This window comes from Janthinobacterium sp. TPC_1 (assembly GCF_056037845.1).
This window is the reverse complement of record NZ_CP195157.1, coordinates 6,089,088-6,106,508: the sequence shown is the minus strand read 5'-3', so window position 1 is coordinate 6,106,508 and position 17,421 is coordinate 6,089,088. Positions and strand designations below refer to the sequence as shown.

At 63.7% G+C, this 17,421-nt stretch carries 10 protein-coding genes and 4 pseudogenes; 13 read left to right on the top strand and 1 reads right to left on the bottom strand.

Annotated elements, in window-relative coordinates:
- Positions 1-52: 52 nt before the first annotated feature.
- Positions 53-511 carry an MBL fold metallo-hydrolase gene (locus ACQVLG_RS29700; protein WP_474292143.1) on the bottom strand — a complete coding sequence of 153 codons (459 nt, stop codon included), beginning with the start codon at positions 509-511 and terminating at the stop codon, positions 53-55.
- Positions 512-629: 118 nt separating this feature from the next.
- On the opposite strand from ACQVLG_RS29700, the gene ACQVLG_RS29695 reads away from it, so the two are divergent.
- The 13 genes and pseudogenes from ACQVLG_RS29695 to ACQVLG_RS29635 all read left to right on the top strand — a co-directional run bounded on the left by ACQVLG_RS29695 (position 630) and on the right by ACQVLG_RS29635 (position 17,420).
- Positions 630-1,601: a LysR family transcriptional regulator gene (locus tag ACQVLG_RS29695; protein WP_474292142.1), complete on the top strand. Its 972-nt coding sequence runs from the start codon at positions 630-632 to the stop codon at positions 1,599-1,601.
- 257 nt (positions 1,602-1,858) lie between these two features.
- A pseudogene (locus ACQVLG_RS29690) lies at positions 1,859-4,712 on the top strand (2-oxoglutarate dehydrogenase E1 component).
- A 109-nt stretch (positions 4,713-4,821) separates the two neighbouring features.
- Positions 4,822-6,078 (top strand): 2-oxoglutarate dehydrogenase complex dihydrolipoyllysine-residue succinyltransferase, encoded by a 1,257-nt coding sequence (odhB, locus tag ACQVLG_RS29685; protein WP_230542174.1) that lies wholly within the window; start codon positions 4,822-4,824, stop codon positions 6,076-6,078.
- Positions 6,079-6,172: 94 nt separating this feature from the next.
- A pseudogene (locus tag ACQVLG_RS29680) lies at positions 6,173-6,561 on the top strand (PspC domain-containing protein).
- Entirely contained in the window at positions 6,551-7,981 is a 1,431-nt protein-coding gene (lpdA, locus tag ACQVLG_RS29675) for a dihydrolipoyl dehydrogenase (protein WP_230542172.1), read from the top strand. Before ACQVLG_RS29680 ends, lpdA begins: the two are co-directional and overlap by 11 nt.
- 70 nt (positions 7,982-8,051) lie before the next feature.
- Positions 8,052-9,149, top strand: a complete 1,098-nt coding sequence (gene zapE / locus ACQVLG_RS29670; protein WP_230542171.1) for a cell division protein ZapE — start codon at positions 8,052-8,054, stop codon at positions 9,147-9,149.
- A gap of 102 nt (positions 9,150-9,251) precedes the next feature.
- Positions 9,252-9,899 carry a hypothetical protein gene (locus ACQVLG_RS29665; RefSeq protein ID WP_474292141.1) on the top strand — a complete coding sequence of 216 codons (648 nt, stop codon included), beginning with the start codon at positions 9,252-9,254 and terminating at the stop codon, positions 9,897-9,899.
- A gap of 138 nt (positions 9,900-10,037) precedes the next feature.
- The gene (locus ACQVLG_RS29660; RefSeq protein WP_034752051.1) at positions 10,038-10,238 is read left to right on the top strand and encodes a YdcH family protein; all 201 of its coding nucleotides are present in this window, start codon (positions 10,038-10,040) and stop codon (positions 10,236-10,238) included.
- A gap of 61 nt (positions 10,239-10,299) precedes the next feature.
- A pseudogene (locus tag ACQVLG_RS29655) lies at positions 10,300-12,341 on the top strand (ATP-dependent DNA helicase).
- A gap of 270 nt (positions 12,342-12,611) precedes the next feature.
- Positions 12,612-13,217: a toll/interleukin-1 receptor domain-containing protein gene (locus tag ACQVLG_RS29650; RefSeq protein ID WP_230542169.1), complete on the top strand. Its 606-nt coding sequence runs from the start codon at positions 12,612-12,614 to the stop codon at positions 13,215-13,217.
- 51 nt (positions 13,218-13,268) lie between these two features.
- Positions 13,269-15,689, top strand: coding sequence for a tetratricopeptide repeat protein (locus tag ACQVLG_RS29645; RefSeq protein WP_474292140.1), 2,421 nt, complete (start codon positions 13,269-13,271; stop codon positions 15,687-15,689).
- A 94-nt stretch (positions 15,690-15,783) separates the two neighbouring features.
- Complete coding sequence (gene surE, locus ACQVLG_RS29640) at positions 15,784-16,521, top strand: 5'/3'-nucleotidase SurE (RefSeq protein WP_099762953.1); 738 nt, start codon at positions 15,784-15,786, stop codon at positions 16,519-16,521.
- A 9-nt stretch (positions 16,522-16,530) separates the two neighbouring features.
- A pseudogene (locus tag ACQVLG_RS29635) lies at positions 16,531-17,420 on the top strand (protein-L-isoaspartate(D-aspartate) O-methyltransferase).
- Position 17,421 lies beyond the last annotated feature (1 nt).

The window sequence follows — 17,421 nt, the reverse complement described above, 5'->3', positions numbered from 1 at the left end:
AACAAAAAACGGGCTTCGGCCCGTTTTTTTATGCGCGCGGAAGAGGCATGACTCAGTCGAGCGCCGCCAGCAGCGACTGCAGGCAAACGCTGCCGCCTTCGAGTTGCAGGCTGGCGCCATCGTGAATGTGCGGCAGGACGATGCAGCGCGGCGCATTGTGCTTGAGGATGCCGCCCCAGTGGGCAACCCTGGCGCCGGCCTGGCGACGGATCGCCTCGACCGTCGCGCCGCTGCTGGCGAGGATGCGGGCTTGCGGAAAGGCTTGCCGCAGCACGCCCAGGCCGAAATACGCTTGCGGCTCGGCCGCGCTGATATAGATGGTGGTCAGGCGCTTGCCGCTGGCGGCGATGGTGTGCGCTAACTGCGCCGCATCGTCGCGCAGGAACTGGGCATTGACGAGGATGGCATCGGCCGCGCCGCTCAGCAGCAACGAAGTGGACGGTGCGCGGCCCAGCACATCGAGGCGGAAGGTTTCCAGGGTGCGGGAGAGGCGGGCGGCGCATGGAAGCATATTATTCTTTCGATATTAGATACTCTTGTCGCATATTATCCTTTCGACCAGGCGCGACAAATAGGGTAGATTGCAATACTTAGTTGCATGGATCGGATGAATCAAGGGAGGGTTGCAGATGGACCGTATCACCGCCGCACAAGTATTCGTCGCCATCGCCGAGCGGGGCAGCATGGTGGCCGCCAGCGAGGCGCTCGACATGTCGCGCGCCATGGTGACGCGCTACCTGGCCGAGATGGAGCAGTGGGCGGGGGCGCGCCTGTTGCACCGCACCACGCGGCGTTTGAGTCTGACGGATGCGGGCGACGCGACGCTGGCGCGCTGCCGGCAGATGCTGGAAGTGGCCGGCGCCATGGCCGTCACGTCGCCCGAGGGTCTTGACACGCCGCACGGCTTGCTGCGCATCACCTGTTCGCAATCGCTGGCGCAGACGGCGCTCGCTGGCGCAGTGACCGCTTACCTGCGGCGCTACCCGCGCGCCGCCGTCGACCTGCAGATGGAGAACCGCGCCGTCAATCTGGTGGAGCAGCGCATCGACCTGGCGATCCGCATCACGAACGCGCTCGAACCGAACCTGATCGCGCGCCAGCTGGCCAGTTGCGCCTCGGTGGTGTGCGCCGCACCATCGTATCTGGCCGCGCACGGCACGCCGCGCCGGGCGGAAGACCTGGCCCTGCACAACTGCCTGACGTACACGTATTTCGGCAAGAGCCTGTGGCAGTTCACTCACCATGGGGAAGCGCTCACTGTGCCCGTCAGCGGCCGCCTGTCGGCGAATGAGTCGCTGGTGCTGCTGGTGGCCACGGTGGCGGGGGCGGGCATCGCCATGCAGCCGCGCTATTCGGCCGCGCCGCTGATCGCCAGCGGCCAGCTGGTGGAACTGCTGCCCGCCTACCAGCCGCAGGACATGGGCATCTACGGTGTCTATACCTCGCGCCAGCATATGTCGCCGCTGCTGCGCACCATGCTCGACTTCCTGGTGGAGTGGTTTGCCGGCGATGCCGATTGGCTGGCAGCCATCGCGCCGCCGTTGCCAGGCAGACCAGTTGGTCGCAGGCGGCACGCCGGCAGGGCCGCCGATGTGTTGTAAGCATAACAGTGACAGGCTTGCAAGCCCGGGAAAATCAACAACACAGCTTACATTTGCTTGCCAAATAAAATTCAACTTGCAGTTGTTGCGTTACAATACCGCGTGCTATTCTAAATGACGGTATGCAGAATGCTGGTGCAATAAAAAAGCCCTTCCCCACAACTTGATGTGCAATCCGCTAACCGGTCAGGCCGTGTCGCGGAAGGTTAGATTAACCCGCTAATTCCTCGCGAAGCGCGAAGAAAGGTGAGCAATATATGCAGCAATTAACGACCAACTCCTACCTGTTCGGTGGGAATGCTCCGTACGTGGAAGACCTGTACGAGGCGTATCTGAACAATCCAGGCTCGGTACCCGATAACTGGCGTTCCTACTTCGACGCCATGCAGCACGTGCCTGCCGTCGACGGCACCAACAAGCCTGACGTGGCGCATGCCTCCGTCGTCGCCTCGTTCGCCGAGCGCGCAAAAGCAGGTCCGATCCGCACAGTGACCGCTTCCTTCGATGCTGAAATGGGCCGCAAGCGCGTCGCCGCCACGCAACTGATCGCCGCTTACCGCTACCTCGGTTCGCATTGGGCCAATCTGGACCCGCTGCAACGCCAGGAACGTCCGATGATCCCGGAACTGGAGCCGAGCTTCTACGGTTTCACCGACGCGGACATGGACACCGTGTTCAACATCAGCAATACCTATTTTGGCCCCGAGACCGCCACCCTGCGCGATCTGCTGAACTATCTGCGCGATACCTACACGCGTTCGATCGGCGCCGAATTCATGTACATCTCCGACCCGGCCGAAAAGCGCTGGCTGCAAGAGAAACTGGAATCGATCCGCTCCACCCCGAATTTCACCCCAGAGAAAAAAATCCACATCCTCGACCGCCTGACCGCGGCTGAAGGCCTGGAACGCTATCTGCATACCCGCTACGTGGGCCAGAAGCGCTTCTCCCTGGAAGGCGGCGAAACGTTCATCGCCTCGATGGATGAAACCATCCAGCGCGCCGGCGAAAAAGGCGTGCAGGAAATCGTCATCGGCATGGCCCACCGCGGCCGTCTGAACGTACTGGTGAACACCCTGGGCAAGGCGCCGCAGGAACTGTTCGAAGAATTCGAAGGCAAGCATGGCGACGACCTGCCTGCCGGCGACGTGAAGTACCATCAAGGCTTCTCGTCGGACATCTCCACCGCGGGCGGCCCGGTCCACCTGTCGCTGGCGTTCAACCCGTCGCACCTGGAAATCGTCAACCCTGTGGTCGAAGGTTCCGTCAAGGCCCGCATGGATCGCCGCGGCGACGTGCACGGCGCGCAAGTGCTGCCTATCCTGGTGCACGGCGATGCCGCTTTCGCCGGCCAGGGCGTGGTCATGGAAACCCTGAACCTGGCGCAGACCCGCGGCTACGGCACGGGCGGCACGGTGCATATCGTGATCAACAACCAGATCGGTTTCACCACCTCGGACCCGCGCGACTCGCGCTCGACCCTGTACTGCTCGGACGTCGTCAAGATGATCGAGGCACCGGTCCTGCACATCAACGCCGATGATCCGGAAGCCGTGGTGCTGGCGACGCAGATCGCGCTCGACTACCGCATGGAATTCAAGAAGGACATCGTCCTCGACATCATCTGCTACCGCAAGCTGGGCCACAACGAGCAGGATACGCCAGCGCTGACGCAGCCGCTGATGTACAAGCGCATCGGCCAGCATCCAGGCACCCGCAAGCTGTACGCGGACAAGCTGGTTGCGCAAGGCGTGATCCCTGCTGATGGCGGCGACAAAATGGTGGCCGCCTTCCGCGACGCCATGGACGCCGGCAAGCACACCGTCGATCCGGTCATCTCGAACTTCAAGAACAAGTACGCCGTCGACTGGCTGCCGTTCCTGAACAAGAAATGGACCGACTCGGCCGACACGGCCGTGCCGATGACGGAACTGAAACGCCTGGCCGCGCGCATCACCACCGTGCCGGAGCAGTTCAAGGTCCACTCGCTGGTCGAGAAAGTCCTGGGCGACCGCGCCACCATGGGCCGCGGCGAAATGAACCTGGACTGGGGCATGGGCGAACATCTGGCCTACGCTTCGCTGGTATCGTCCGGCTACGCCATCCGCCTGACGGGCCAGGATGCTGGCCGCGGCACCCTTCGTGCACCGCCACGCCGTGCTGCATGACCAGAACCGCGAGCGCTGGGATGCCGGTACCTACATTCCGCTGCAAAACGTGTCGGAAAACCAGGCGCCGTTCACCGTCATCGACTCGGTGCTGTCCGAAGAAGCCGTACTGGCCTTCGAATACGGCTACTCGACCGCTGAACCGAACACGCTGACGATCTGGGAAGCCCAGTTCGGCGACTTCGCCAACGGCGCGCAAGTGGTGATCGACCAATTCATCAGCTCCGGCGAAGTGAAGTGGGGCCGCGCTTCGGGCCTGGTCATGATGCTGCCGCACGGTTACGAAGGCCAGGGTCCTGAGCACTCGTCCGCGCGTCCCGAGCGTTTCCTGCAGCTGTGCGCAGACAACAACATGCAAGTGGTGCAGCCGACGACGGCTTCGCAGATCTTCCATTTGCTGCGCCGCCAGATGGTGCGCCAGTTCCGCAAGCCGCTGGTCATCCTGACGCCGAAGTCGCTGCTGCGCAACAAGGATGCCGGTTCGCCGCTGACCGACCTGGCCAAGGGCGGTTTCCAGACCGTCATCGGCGAAGTCGACGACAAAATCGACGCCAAGAAAGTCAAGCGCGTGGTCGCCTGCTCGGGCAAGGTCTACTACGACCTGGTCAACGCACGCAAGACCCGCGGCCAGACCGATACGGCCATCGTGCGCCTGGAACAGCTGTATCCGTTCCCGCACAAGTCGTTCGCTGCTGAACTGAAGAAGTTCCCGAACCTGGTCGAAGTCGTCTGGGCACAGGACGAGCCGCAAAACCAGGGTGCCTGGTTCCAGATCCAGCACAACATCTTCGAAGGCCTGGAATCGGGTCAGCGTCTGGCCTACGCCGGCCGTCCTGCTTCGGCGTCGCCTGCTGTCGGTTACTATGACAAGCACTACGCCCAGCAAAAAGACCTGCTGGAAACGGCATTCTCGAAGCTGAAGGGTTTTATCCTGACCAAGTAAGGATAACGGGCGCCGTGCGATGCGCATTGCGCCTGATCAAGATGATGACGGAGCGCCGTCCTTGCTACGCAGGGGCGGCGCCGCAATAACAAAATAAACGGAGTTTTACATGGCACAAATCGAAGTCAAAGTTCCCCAGTTGTCGGAATCGGTTGCGGAAGCGACCCTGCTGGCATGGCACAAGAAAGTCGGCGAAGCAGTTGCGCGCGACGAAAACATGATCGATATCGAAACCGACAAAGTAGTGCTGGAACTGCCGGCGCCCGCCGCCGGCGTGATCGTTCAAATCATCAAGGCTGACGGCGCCACCGTCGTCGCCGGCGAAGTCATCGCCATCATCGACACCGACGGCTCGGCCAAGGTCAGCCCGATGGAGGTGTCCGCCGTGCCTGCGCCAGCCCTGGCTGCCGCCGCACAAGACGCCGCTACCGCGTCCGCGCCAGCCGCTGCGACCAAAGGCGATGTCGCCATGCCTGCCGCCGCCAAGATCCTGTCCGAAAAAGGCCTGTCCGCTGGCGACGTCGCCGGTTCGGGCAAAGACGGCCGCGTGACCAAGGGCGACGCCCTGGCCGCCTCCGCCAAGCCAGCTGTCGCGCCACTGGCGCCAGCCGCTGCCAAGCCAGCGCTGCAGCAAGTTGCCACGCCGTCGGCCGCCAGCCTGGGCGACCGCCCTGAAGAGCGCGTGCCGATGAGCCGCCTGCGCGCACGTATCGCCGAGCGCCTGCTGCAATCGCAATCGACGAACGCCATCCTGACCACGTTCAACGAAGTGAACATGCAGCCGGTCATCGACCTGCGCAACAAGTACAAGGACAAGTTCGAGAAAGAGCACGGCGTCAAGCTGGGCTTCATGTCCTTCTTCGTCAAGGCCGCCGTCGCCGCCCTGAAAAAGTACCCGATCATCAATGCCTCCGTTGACGGCAACGATATCGTCTACCACGGCTACTTCGACATCGGTATCGCCGTCGGTTCGCCGCGCGGCCTGGTCGTGCCTATCATCCGCAACGCGGACCAGCTGTCGATCGCCGACATCGAGAAAAAAATCGGTGAATTCGGCGCGAAAGCCAAGGAAGGCAAGCTGACCCTGGACGACCTGACGGGCGGTACGTTCTCGATCTCGAACGGCGGTACCTTCGGCTCCATGCTGTCGACCCCGATCATCAACCCGCCGCAATCGGCCATCCTGGGCGTGCATGCGACCAAGGACCGCGCCGTCGTCGAAAACGGCCAGATCGTGGTGCGTCCGATGAACTACCTGGCCATGTCCTACGACCACCGCATCATCGACGGCCGCGAAGCCGTCCTGGGCCTGGTGGCGATGAAAGAAGCGCTGGAAGATCCTGCACGCCTGCTGCTGGACCTGTAAGCACTGTAGTCCCCCGGCGTAGCCGCCGGGGCAATGTAGCTGATACCCCTTGCCAGAAGACGCAGCTGGCTGATCTCAATGAAAGAGGATTCCCATGAACGTCTCTGAAGAAATCAAGCGTCTGCACGAGTTGCACCTGGCGGGCGCCCTGAGCTGAGCGACGCGGAATTCGCGCAAGCGAAAGCCAAGCTCTTGAGCAATATCAACCTGGACAAGCCGGACAATGCGTCCGGCGCCGCTGCCGGCTCCGGCCCGGCGAACGACCTGGTGCAGGAATTCAACCGCCTGCGCCGTTCGCGCAACGACCGCTGGTTCGGTGGCGTGTGCGGCGGCCTGGGCCGCGCTTCCGGCATGGAAGCGTGGATCTGGCGCCTCGTCTTCGTCCTGTTTACATTGACCTTCGGCTTCGGCGTGGTGATTTACCTTCTATTGTGGATTTTCGTACCAGACGAAGAGATTGGAATAACAAAACATGAGTACTAAACAATTTGACGTAGTTGTCATCGGTGCGGGCCCTGGCGGCTACATCGCCGCCATCCGCGCAGCGCAGCTGGGCTTTTCCGTCGCTTGCGTCGACGAGTGGTCGAACGCCAAGGGCGGCGCCGCGCCTGGCGGAACCTGCACCAACGTCGGCTGCATCCCGTCGAAAGCGCTGCTGCAATCGTCCGAGCATTTCGAACACGCGGGCCACAGCTTCGCCGAGCACGGCATCGACGTCGCCGGCCTGAAGCTGAACCTGGGCCAGATGCTCAAGCGCAAGGACACCGTCGTCAAGCAAAACAACGACGGCATCCTGTACCTGTTCAAGAAGAACAAGATCGCCTTCTTCCACGGCCGCGCCGCTTTCGCTGCCGCCGCCGCTGGCACGTATGACATCAGCGTGACGGGCGAAGCCAACGAAACCCTGAGCGCCAAGCACGTGGTCATCGCCACGGGTTCGAACGCGCGCGAACTGCCGGGCGCACCTTTCGACGAGAAACTGATCCTGTCGAACACGGGCGCACTGGCCATCGACGCCGTACCCGCCAAGCTGGGCGTCATCGGTGCCGGCGTGATCGGCCTGGAAATGGGCAGCGTCTGGCGCCGCCTGGGTTCCGACGTCACCGTGCTGGAAGGCCTGCCGGTCTTCCTGGGCGCCGTCGACGAGCAGATCGCCAAGGAAGCGTCGAAGCTGTTCACCAAGCAAGGCTTGAAGATCAACCTCGGTTGCAAGATCGGTGCGATCACGCCAGGCAAGAAAGACGTCACCGTGGAATTCGTGGACGCCAAGGGCGAAGCGCAAAAAGCCGTGTTCGACAAGCTGATCATCTCGATCGGCCGCACGCCGAACACGAATGGCCTGGGTGCCGACAAGGTCGGCCTGCAGCTGGACGAACGCGGCTTCATCGCCGTCGACGGCGACTGCAAGACCAACCTGCCGAACGTCTGGGCAGTGGGCGACGTCGTGCGCGGCCCGATGCTGGCGCACAAGGCCGAAGAAGAAGGCGTTGCCGTGGCCGAGCGTATCGCCGGCCAGCACGGTCACACCAACTTCAACACGATTCCTTGGGTGATCTACACCTCGCCGGAAATCGCGTGGGTCGGCAAGACCGAGCAAACCCTGAAGGCCGAAGGCATCGCCTACAAGGCCGGTACCTTCCCGTTCATGGCCAACGGCCGTGCGCGCGCGCTGGGCGACACCTCGGGCATGGTGAAATTCCTGGCCGATGCGACCACCGATGAAATCCTCGGCGTGCACATCGTCGGCCCGATGGCCTCCGAACTGATTTCCGAAGCCGTCGTGGCGATGGAATTCAAGGCCTCGGCCGAAGACATCGCGCGCATCTGCCACGCTCACCCATCCCTGTCGGAAGCGACCAAGGAAGCGGCACTGGCGGTTGACAAGCGTACGTTGAACTTTTAATTGTAGTTAGTCCAGCAGGGGCGCTCGCGGATTTTTTCCGCCGGCGCCCTTGTGCGTTAAAGCGAATCCCATGAACGTAGAAGAGTTTTACCAGCACGCGCTGCAGAAGCGTGATTTCAAGGCCGACGCCGCCCAGCGGCGCGCGGTCGACCGCCTGCAGCTGTGCTATGACGAGTGGGTGGCTTACAAGGGCCAGCGTTCGAGCACCTTCAAGCGCCTGATCAACCGTCCCGCCGTGCCGAAAGGCGTGTACATGTGGGGTGGGGTAGGGCGCGGCAAATCGTTCCTGATGGACAGCTTTTATTCGGTCGTGCCCCTGGTGCGCAAGACGCGATTGCACTTCCACGAATTCATGCGCGGCGTGCACCAGCAGCTCGACGAATTGAAAGGCGTGGCCGACCCGCTCGACGAGGTGGCCAAGCGCATCGCCAAGAAATACCGCCTCATCTGTTTCGATGAATTCCACGTCTCCGACATCGCCGACGCGATGATCCTGTACAACCTGCTGTCGGCCCTGTTCGCCAATGGCGTGTCCTTCATCATGACCTCGAATTACGACCCCGACCTGCTGTATCCGGACGGCCTGCACCGCGACCGCATGCTGCCGACCATCGCGCTGCTGAAGGACAAGCTCGACGTGATGAACGTCGACGCCGGCGTCGATTACCGCGGCCGCGCCCTGGAACAGGTGGAAAGTTACTATACCCCGCTCGGTGCGGACACGGACCGCTCCCTGCGCGACGCCTACACGCGCATCGCCGAGACGGCCGACGAAGATGCGCGCATCCGCATCGAGAGCCGCGAAATCCATTGCCTGCGCCGCGCCGGCGGCATCATCTGGTTCGATTTCGCCACCCTGTGCGGCGGCCCCCGTTCGCAAAATGATTACCTGGAAATCGCCAGCCGCTTCCATACGGTGATATTGTCGGGGATACCGGCCATGTCGGCGGCGCAGTCGTCCGAGGCGCGCCGCTTTACCTGGCTGATCGACGTGTTTTATGATCAGAAAGTCAAGCTGATCATGTCGGCCGAAGTGGCGCCCGAGCAGCTGTACACGAACGGCACGCTGGCCAACGAGTTTCACCGCACCGTTTCGCGTATCATCGAGATGCAATCGCGCGAATACATGGAAAAAGAACAGCGCGGCGCGGCCGACGCGATCGTTTGAGGCAGGGATAATGAAGATGATGGCAAATACACTATACAAGCTGGGTGCGGCGCTGGGCCTGGTCCTGGCATTGTCCGGCTGCGCGCACCAGGGCGGTCCGCGTTGGATGAGGTCGGTGTACCGCAGGTGCCCGCCACCTTGTCGGTGGACGAAGCGGACGCCAAGCTGAAGCAGGTCGCCAGCGAGCGCGAGGCTGCGGAAAACGAGTTCGCCGCGCGCGAACTGGAGTGCTACGACAAGTTCTTCGTGAACAATTGCCTCGACAAGGCCAAGGAAAAGCGCCGCCTGATCCTCGTGCGCCTGCGCGCCGTCGAAGCGGAAGCGAATTACTTCAAGCGCGCCGAATCCGTGCGCCTGCGCGATATCGACCTGGCCCGGACCCAGGAAGATGCGCGCCTGGACGCCGAGCAGCGGGCCGCGGCTCCGCCCAAGCCCGTGAAAGTGGTCACGCCCGAGCCGGCGCCGCCCAAGCCGGAAGGCAAGAGCGTTGCCGAGCGCGAAGCTGCGCAAGCGGCGAAGGTGGCGAAACAGGCTGCCGCCGATGCCGCCGACGCGCCGCGCCGCGCGGCCCGCGAAGCGGCGTATGCGAAAAAACAGGCTGACGCCGTGGCACGCCAGCAAAGAGTGGCGCAACGCCTGGCCGAGCGCCAGGCCGAAGCGCAGGCCAAGGCTGCCAAGGCGGCCGCGGAGGCTGCCGGCACGCCGGCCGCTGCTGTCCCTGTTCCAGTGCCCGTGCCGCCGGCCAAATAAGACGGCCGCGCAGGGGGCATGCCGGAAATGGCGTGCCCTAACGCGCGCGGCAGGTTAAACTATGCACCATGGCTGCCTGCGTACGCTGCGCGCGCCGGTTTCCCAACACTGTTACCAACACTGCCTGGAACGCAACACATGAGCGATGCACAGCAAATAGAGCGGCGCCTGATTGAACTCAACGTGGAACACCGCGACCTCGATGCCGTCATCGAGTTGCTGATACTCGATGGCCACCATGACGAGCTGCAACTGCGCCGCCTGAAAAAGCGCAAATTGCAATTGAAGGATCACATCACCTTGCTGAAAATGCAGTTGGTGCCCGACGTTCCCGCCTGAGGGGCGCCAGTAGCGTCCAGTCCAGTCTTCACCTAAGTATATTTTGACCGATCACAATTTATTGCCAGTAAACCCAGATGGCCAGCCTGCCGATCCGCAAGCCAGTCTGCCAGCCGAACCGCAGGCGGCGCCTGGCAAGCACGATGCCGATATCGAGCGCCTGTTCGGCGCCGGCGGCCCGCTCGGTCCGGCCGTGGGCAGCTACAAGCCGCGCCGTTCGCAAACGGAGATGGCCAAGGCCATCGCCAGCGCCATCGACAGCCAGACGACCCTGATCGCCGAGGCGGGCACGGGCACAGGCAAGACCTTTGCCTACCTGGTGCCGGCCCTGATGTGGGGCGGCAAGACCATTGTTTCCACCGGCACGAAGAACTTGCAGGATCAATTGTTCCTGCGCGATATCCCCACCGTGCGCGCCGCGTTGCAGGCGCCTGTCTCCGTCGCCTTGCTGAAAGGCCGCTCGAACTACGTTTGCCACTATCACCTGGAACGCACCCTGCAGAACGGCCGCATGACATGACGTCGCGCGACGACGTGGGCCACCTGCGCGAAATCTCGCGCTTCATCAAGATGACGAGCTCGGGCGACAAGGCGGAACTGGCCAAGGTGCCGGAAAACGCCATGATCTGGAATCTGGTGACGTCCACGCGCGACACCTGCATGGGCGCCGAATGCCAGTATTACCAGGATTGCTTTGTGATGAAGGCCCGCAAGGAAGCCCAGCAGGCCGACGTGGTGGTGGTCAACCATCATTTATTCTTTGCCGACGTGGCCCTGAAGGACACGGGCGTGGCGGAATTGCTGCCGTCGGCCAATACCATCATCTTCGATGAGGCGCACCAGCTGCCCGATACGGCCACCTTGTTCTTTGGCAACACAGTGTCCACCTCGCAAATCCTGGAACTGTGCCGCGACGTGCTGGCCGAGGGCCTCGCGCATGCGCGCGGCATCGACTGGGCCAAGACAGTCACGGTGGTGGAAAAGGCGGCGCGCGACCTGCGCCTGACGTTCCCGCAGGATATCGTACGCCTGTCCTTGCCGCAGATCGCCCCGTCCAGCGATTTCTTCCCCGCGCTCGACACCCTCAAGGATGAGCTCGACGGCATGGTGGCCGTCTTGGAAACCCAGGCGGAGCGGGCGGAAACCCTGGAGCAGTGCCGCGTGCGCGGCGTCGAACTGGCGCAGCAGCTGAGCGGCTGGAAGTTCGATCCGAAAGCCAAAGTGGCGGCCGGCGAAGAAGCCGTGTTCTGGGTGGAAGCGTTTTCCAGCTCCCTGCAATTGCATAAAACGCCATTGTCGATCGCGCCGATCTTCAACAACCAGCGCGAAGGCACGCCGCGCAGCTGGATCTTCACGTCCGCCACCCTGGCCGTGAAAAACGACTTCAAGCATTTTTCTGAACAGATGGGCTTGACTGGCGAACCGTCGCACACGTGGCCGAGCCCGTTCGACTATGGCCAGCAGGGCTTGCTGTTCGTGCCGCAAAACCTGCCGCAGCCAAACTCGCTGGGCTACACGGACGCCGTCATCGATTGCGCCCTGCCCATCATCGAGGCGGCGGGCGGGCGCACCTTCTTCCTGTGCACCACCTTGCGCGCCGTCAAGCGGGCGGCGGAGCGCCTGGCCGACGAATTCAGGCAGCGCGGCCTGAACTTCCCCCTGTTCGTGCAGGGAGAAAAGGGCCGCACGGAATTGCTCGACCAGTTCCGCGCCGCCGGCAACGGCGTGCTGATCGGCAGCCAGAGCTTCTGGGAAGGCGTCGACGTGCGCGGCGATGCGCTGTCCCTCGTCATCATCGACAAGCTGCCGTTCGCGCCGCCCGACGATCCGGTATTGGCCGCGCGCATCGAAGTGATGGAAAAGCAGGGCAAGAACGGCTTCATGCACCACTCGCTGCCGGAAGCCATCATCAACCTGAAGCAGGGCGCCGGCCGGCTGATCCGTGACGAGGGCGACCGCGGCGTGCTGATGATCTGCGATCCGCGTCTCATTTCCAAGCCGTACGGCAAGCGCATCTGGCAAAGCCTGCCGCCGTTCAAGCGCACGCGCGATACCGCCGAAGTGGTCGAGTTCTTCCGCAACCTGCCCGCCAAGGGCATCTAGTCCGCCCAGCCGGCGCCATCCGCGCGTCGGCATATTTCCCTTTGTTATCAGGCGAGTCGCGTTTTTCGCGCGGCGCCTGCCTGCGCGCCTGGCATGCCAGGAATGGGCGCGATCGCGCCAGTTTCTGGCTTTTTCCTTCATGTCCAGGACGCCAGACACATCTTTGCGCCAGCGCAAACAGGGTTGTTGCCGGGCGGTCTACAGTGAACTCATGCCTTGCAGGATGGAGGCGCGGCGATGGCAGAGCCGCACGGGGAACAGGGGGATGCCATGGAGATCCGCTACGGCTGTTTCTTGAGCTATGCACACGGCCAATATGCGTTCATGAACAAGTTCAAGAATGACCTGATCGAGGCGCTGGCGTGCTATCTGGAGCCGCACCTCGATCGCGAGGAAGTGTTGTTCATCGACAGCGAGCAACTGGGCGGCGGCGACGATATCGACCTGCGCGTGGCGCGCGCCATGTGCCAGAGCGTCTGCATGATCGTGCTGTACACGCCGAAATATGAAGCGCACGGCTACACGCGGCGCGAATTTGCCGCCATGCAACTGATCGAGCAGGAGCGGCGCGCCTGGTATGAGCTGCCCAGCCACCTGATCATCCCCATCATCATGACACGCCATCCGGACGGTTTGCCGCCGCAAATCACGGAGTCGGGGCTGTACGTCGATTTCTCCGGCTACACCCTGGCCAGCGGCGACCTGAAATCGAATCCGCAATACCTGCCCGACATCGAACGCATCGTGCAGCGCATCGCCACGCATTACCACTTGCTCAAGCGGTCAACACCGCCCGGCCACGATTGCAGCCGTTTCGTGTTGCCCGCCATTCCACCGGAATGGCGCACCATTCCGCCTCCCCACTTTCCACGTTAATCACGTAAAAGGTACAGTCATGGAATGCCAACGCGCCTCTCCCTGCCACCTTTGAGCGCCCCTGGCGAAGTCGTCACCTTCTATTCCTACAAGGGCGGTACCGGCCGCACCATGGCCCTGTCGAACATCGCCGTTTTGCTGGCGCGCCGCGAAAACGCCAGCGTGCCCGTGCTGATGCTGGACTGGGACATGGAGGCGCCGGGCCTGCACCATTATTTCGAGCAGCACGAGGAGCGTCCGGGCGTACTGGAATTCTTCGAGGCCTGCCGCCAGCAGCTAGAACGCTTCAGCCTGGAAGGCGGCGGGCAGGGCGCGGGCCGCGACGATGCGGCGCTGGCCCAGCGCGTGCTCGACGCCATCGACTGGCAGCAGTACGTGGTGCGCGTCGACCAGGGCAGTCCCCTGTACCTGATGCGCGCGGGGCGCTTCGACGCCAGCTACAGCGAGCGCCTGGCGCAGATGCGCTGGGACCAGCTGTTCGATACCTGCCCGGCCCTGTTCCGCTGCTTTGCCGATACCCTGGCCCAGCATTTCCGCTACGTGCTGGTCGATTCGCGCACGGGGCGCACGGACAGCGCCGGCATCTGCACCACCTTGCTGCCGAAAAAGCTGGTGGTGGTCTTCACGCCGAACCGGCAAAGCCTGGAAGGCGTCGATGCGCTCGTCACGCGGGCCATCGAATACCGCCGCAGCCATGAGGACGAACAGCGTCCGCTACTCGTGTATCCATTGCCCTCGCGCATAGAAATGGGCGACGGCGCGCAGCGGGCCGAGTGGCGCCGCGGCGACGCGCACAAGGGCATCGCCGGCTTCCAGCCCATGTTCGAGCGCCTGCTGCGCACTTCCTACGGCTTGCCGCAAATCTCCCTTGACAGCTATTTTGACGAAGTCCAGCTGCAGCAGACGAAAACCTTTGCCTATGGCGAGCAGCTGGCCGTGCGCATCGACCAGGGCGGCGACCGCTTTTCCCTCACGCGCACCTTCGAAGCCTTCCTGCACTGGATGACGGGCGGCTACTTTCCGTGGCAATCGGGCCGCGAAATCGCCTTGCTGGGCGCCATCGGCGAAGCGCGCCAGGCCTTGCTGGCCGAGCCGGGCCGCGCCGTGGCGCTGCCGCTGGCACGCGACCTGGCGCGCCTGGGCGAACTGTATCGCAAAGATGGCCGCAGCGCGCAGGCGCTCGAGGCCTTTCGCCAGAGCGTCGAGATCCGCGTGCGCCTGCTGGGCGAGGAGCATCCCGACAGCCTGGCGTGCAAGAGCGGCATGGCGCGCCTGCTGCGCCAGCTGGGCAAGCTCGAGGAAGCCCGTTTCCTGGAAGAAGACGTGGTCGACGTGCGCGAGCGCGTGCTGGGCGGCGAACATCCCGATACCCTGGCAGCCAGAGCTTGCCTGGCGCAAACCCTGTTGCTGCAGGGCGAGCTGGCGACGGCGCTGCTGCTGCAGGATGCCGTGCTGGCCGCCTACGCGCGCCAGTTGGGCGGCGAGCATCCGCTGACCCTGGAAGCGATGAATGGGCGCGCCGCCACCTTGCTGCGCATGGGCCGGCTGGCGCAGGCGCGGCAAGTGCTGGCCACGGTGGTGGCGGCGCGCGAGCGCCTGTTTGGCGCCGAGCATGGCGATACCTTGCGCAGCAAGCTGGCCCTGGCGCAGGCGCTGGGGCGCGAAGGCGACCTGGACGGCGCGCGGCGCCTGCTCGCTGCCGTCCTGCAGGCGCAGGAGCGGCGCCTGGGCAGCGACCATGCGGCCACCCTGGCCACGCGCGACTTGCTGGCCGATATCGTGGCGGGGCAGGGCGACTGGGCCGGCGCGCGCCAGTTGCACGAAGACCAGGTGGCGGCGCGCGAGCGCACGCATGGACTCGACCATCCGGAAACCCTGATGAGCCAGCGCAAGCTGGCCGAAGCGCTGCTGCGGCGCGGCGAACTCGATGCGGCGCGCAGCGTGCAGGAACAGGTGCTGGAAGTGCACGCGCGCCTGCTGGGCGAAGACCACCTCGATACCTTGCACAGCAAGACGCAACTGGCCGGCACCTTGCAGCAGCAGGGCGACAGCGAGGCGGCGCGCCTGCTGGAAGACGCCGTGCTCAGCGGCAGCGACCGGCTGTTGAACGCCCCCGTCACGGGGCATGCGGATAGCGTGCTCGACGGCGCGCGGCATTTGCAGGAAACCATCCTGGCCGGCCGTGCCAACGGGCACGAAGGGGCCGAGCCGGATACGCTGGCCAGCATGATCGCGATGTTGCAAGGCATGATAGAGCGTGAACAGTATGCGCAGGCGGGCGAACTGGCCGAACATTTGAAGTCTTGCCTGCTTCGCCCGGGCGTGCCGGGCAAGCTGCGCAGGCGCGGCATGGCGCAGCTGAAAAGAATGTACAAATTGCAAGGAGATTTGAATGCCTTGCTGGCCTTGCAAGAGGATGAAGTGCAGGCGCTGGAGGGGGCGCTGTCCGAGGCGCGCACCGATCAGCGCTGACGCCTTGCGCCATGTCAGCGCGGCGGCATAAATAATGCTGTCTATCGGCGTGCGGCACGCGCAGTGTTGGCATTGCTTCAGGTAAAATCTCGTTATGAGAATTCTTATCAGTAACGACGACGGTTACCTGGCGCCAGGCCTGGCGGCACTGGCTGACGCGCTCGCACCCATTGCGGAGATCGTCGTGGTGGCGCCCGACAGCAACCGCTCGGGCGCATCCAATTCGCTGTCGCTGGACCGGCCCTTGTCCGTGCACAAGGCCGCCAACGGTTTTTATTTTGTCAATGGCACGCCCACCGACTGCGTGCACGTGGCGCTGACGGGCATGCTCATCGAGCGTCCCGACCTGGTGGTGTCCGGCATCAACAACGGCCCCAACATGGGCGACGACACCCTGTATTCGGGCACGGTGGCCGCCGCCACGGAAGGCTATCTGTTCGGCATTCCCGCCATCGCCTTTTCCCAGTCGCAGTTTGGCTGGGCCAACCTGGACGCGGCCGCCCGCGTGGCCAGGGAAATCGTCGAGCGCCAGTTCGACGCCCTGCAGAAACCGTATTTGCTGAATGTGAACATACCCGCTATCCCTTACGAGCAGTTGCAAGGCATGGCGGCCACGCGCCTGGGCAAGCGTCACTCGGCCGAACCCGTGATCCGCGCGCTCGATCCCCGTGGCCGTGAAATCTTCTGGATCGGCCCCGCCGGCGCTGCCAAGGAAGGCGGTCCCGGCACGGACTTTTACGCCGTTGAACATGGACAAGTATCGATCACGCCGCTGCAGATCGACCTGACCCATACCACCCAACTCGATGCACTGGCAAAAGGCCTGGCATGACCGCCCACTATGACTGACAAGCCGCGTACCTTCCCCCTTACCCTCGATTCGCTGGCCGGCAAGCCCGCCAGGCAGGGCGGGGGCCAGTCGCTGGCCCAGTCGCGCATTGCCACGCCGCAGACGGCCACGCAGAATGCGGCTCAGAACGCGGCGCGGGGCGGGGCGCCGCACCATGGCGCAACGGCGCCCATCGCGCCGTCGCGCGCGCAAGCCATCGCCAATGAGCGGGCGCAGCGGCGGTGGTGCCGCCGCCGCGGCAAAATCCCCTCGTCTCGGAGGCCGTGCGCCGTGCCATGGTGGCGCGCATCGCGAAACAGGGCGTCAAGGATCAGCTGGTGCTCGACGCCATGCAGGCCGTGCCGCGCCACATGTTCATGGACGAGGCGCTGGCGTCGCAGGCGTATATCGACGCCTCCTTGCCCATCGGCCACCACCAGACCATTTCGCAGCCGTACATCGTGGCGCGCATGATCGAAGTGATGCGCCAGGGCGGCAGCTTGCAGCGCGTGCTGGAAATCGGCACGGGCTGCGGCTACCAGGCGGCGGTGCTGTCGCTGGTGGCGAAAGAGGTGTATTCGATCGAGCGCATCCGGCCCCTGCACGAGCTGGCGAAGGCCAATCTGCGCCCGCTGCGCGTGTCGAATCTGCGCTTGCAGTACGGAGATGGTATGCTTGGCCTGCCGCAGGCGGCGCCCTTCGACGGGATCATCCTTGCCGCAGCCGGCCTGGAAGTCCCGCAAGCCCTGCTGGAACAGCTGGCGCCCGGCGGGCGTCTGGTTGCGCCGGTGGGGGCTAAATTGCAACACTTACAACTCATTACCCGGGTGGGGAAAATGGAATGGACTAGCCAAACCCTGGAAGATTGCCATTTCGTGCCTTTGCGCCCGGGCACCATATGAT

What these genes read in the sequence shown, in the direction of transcription:
- ACQVLG_RS29700 (WP_474292143.1), bottom strand. Translation starts at nt 511, where the DNA reads ATGCTTCCATGCGCCGCCCGCCTCTCCCGCACCCTGGAAACCTTCCGC.
- ACQVLG_RS29695 (WP_474292142.1), top strand. Translation starts at nt 630, where the DNA reads ATGGACCGTATCACCGCCGCACAAGTATTCGTCGCCATCGCCGAGCGG.
- odhB (WP_230542174.1), top strand. Translation starts at nt 4,822, where the DNA reads ATGGCACAAATCGAAGTCAAAGTTCCCCAGTTGTCGGAATCGGTTGCG.
- lpdA (WP_230542172.1), top strand. Translation starts at nt 6,551, where the DNA reads ATGAGTACTAAACAATTTGACGTAGTTGTCATCGGTGCGGGCCCTGGC.
- zapE (WP_230542171.1), top strand. Translation starts at nt 8,052, where the DNA reads ATGAACGTAGAAGAGTTTTACCAGCACGCGCTGCAGAAGCGTGATTTC.
- ACQVLG_RS29660 (WP_034752051.1), top strand. Translation starts at nt 10,038, where the DNA reads ATGAGCGATGCACAGCAAATAGAGCGGCGCCTGATTGAACTCAACGTG.
- ACQVLG_RS29650 (WP_230542169.1), top strand. Translation starts at nt 12,612, where the DNA reads ATGGAGATCCGCTACGGCTGTTTCTTGAGCTATGCACACGGCCAATAT.
- surE (WP_099762953.1), top strand. Translation starts at nt 15,784, where the DNA reads ATGAGAATTCTTATCAGTAACGACGACGGTTACCTGGCGCCAGGCCTG.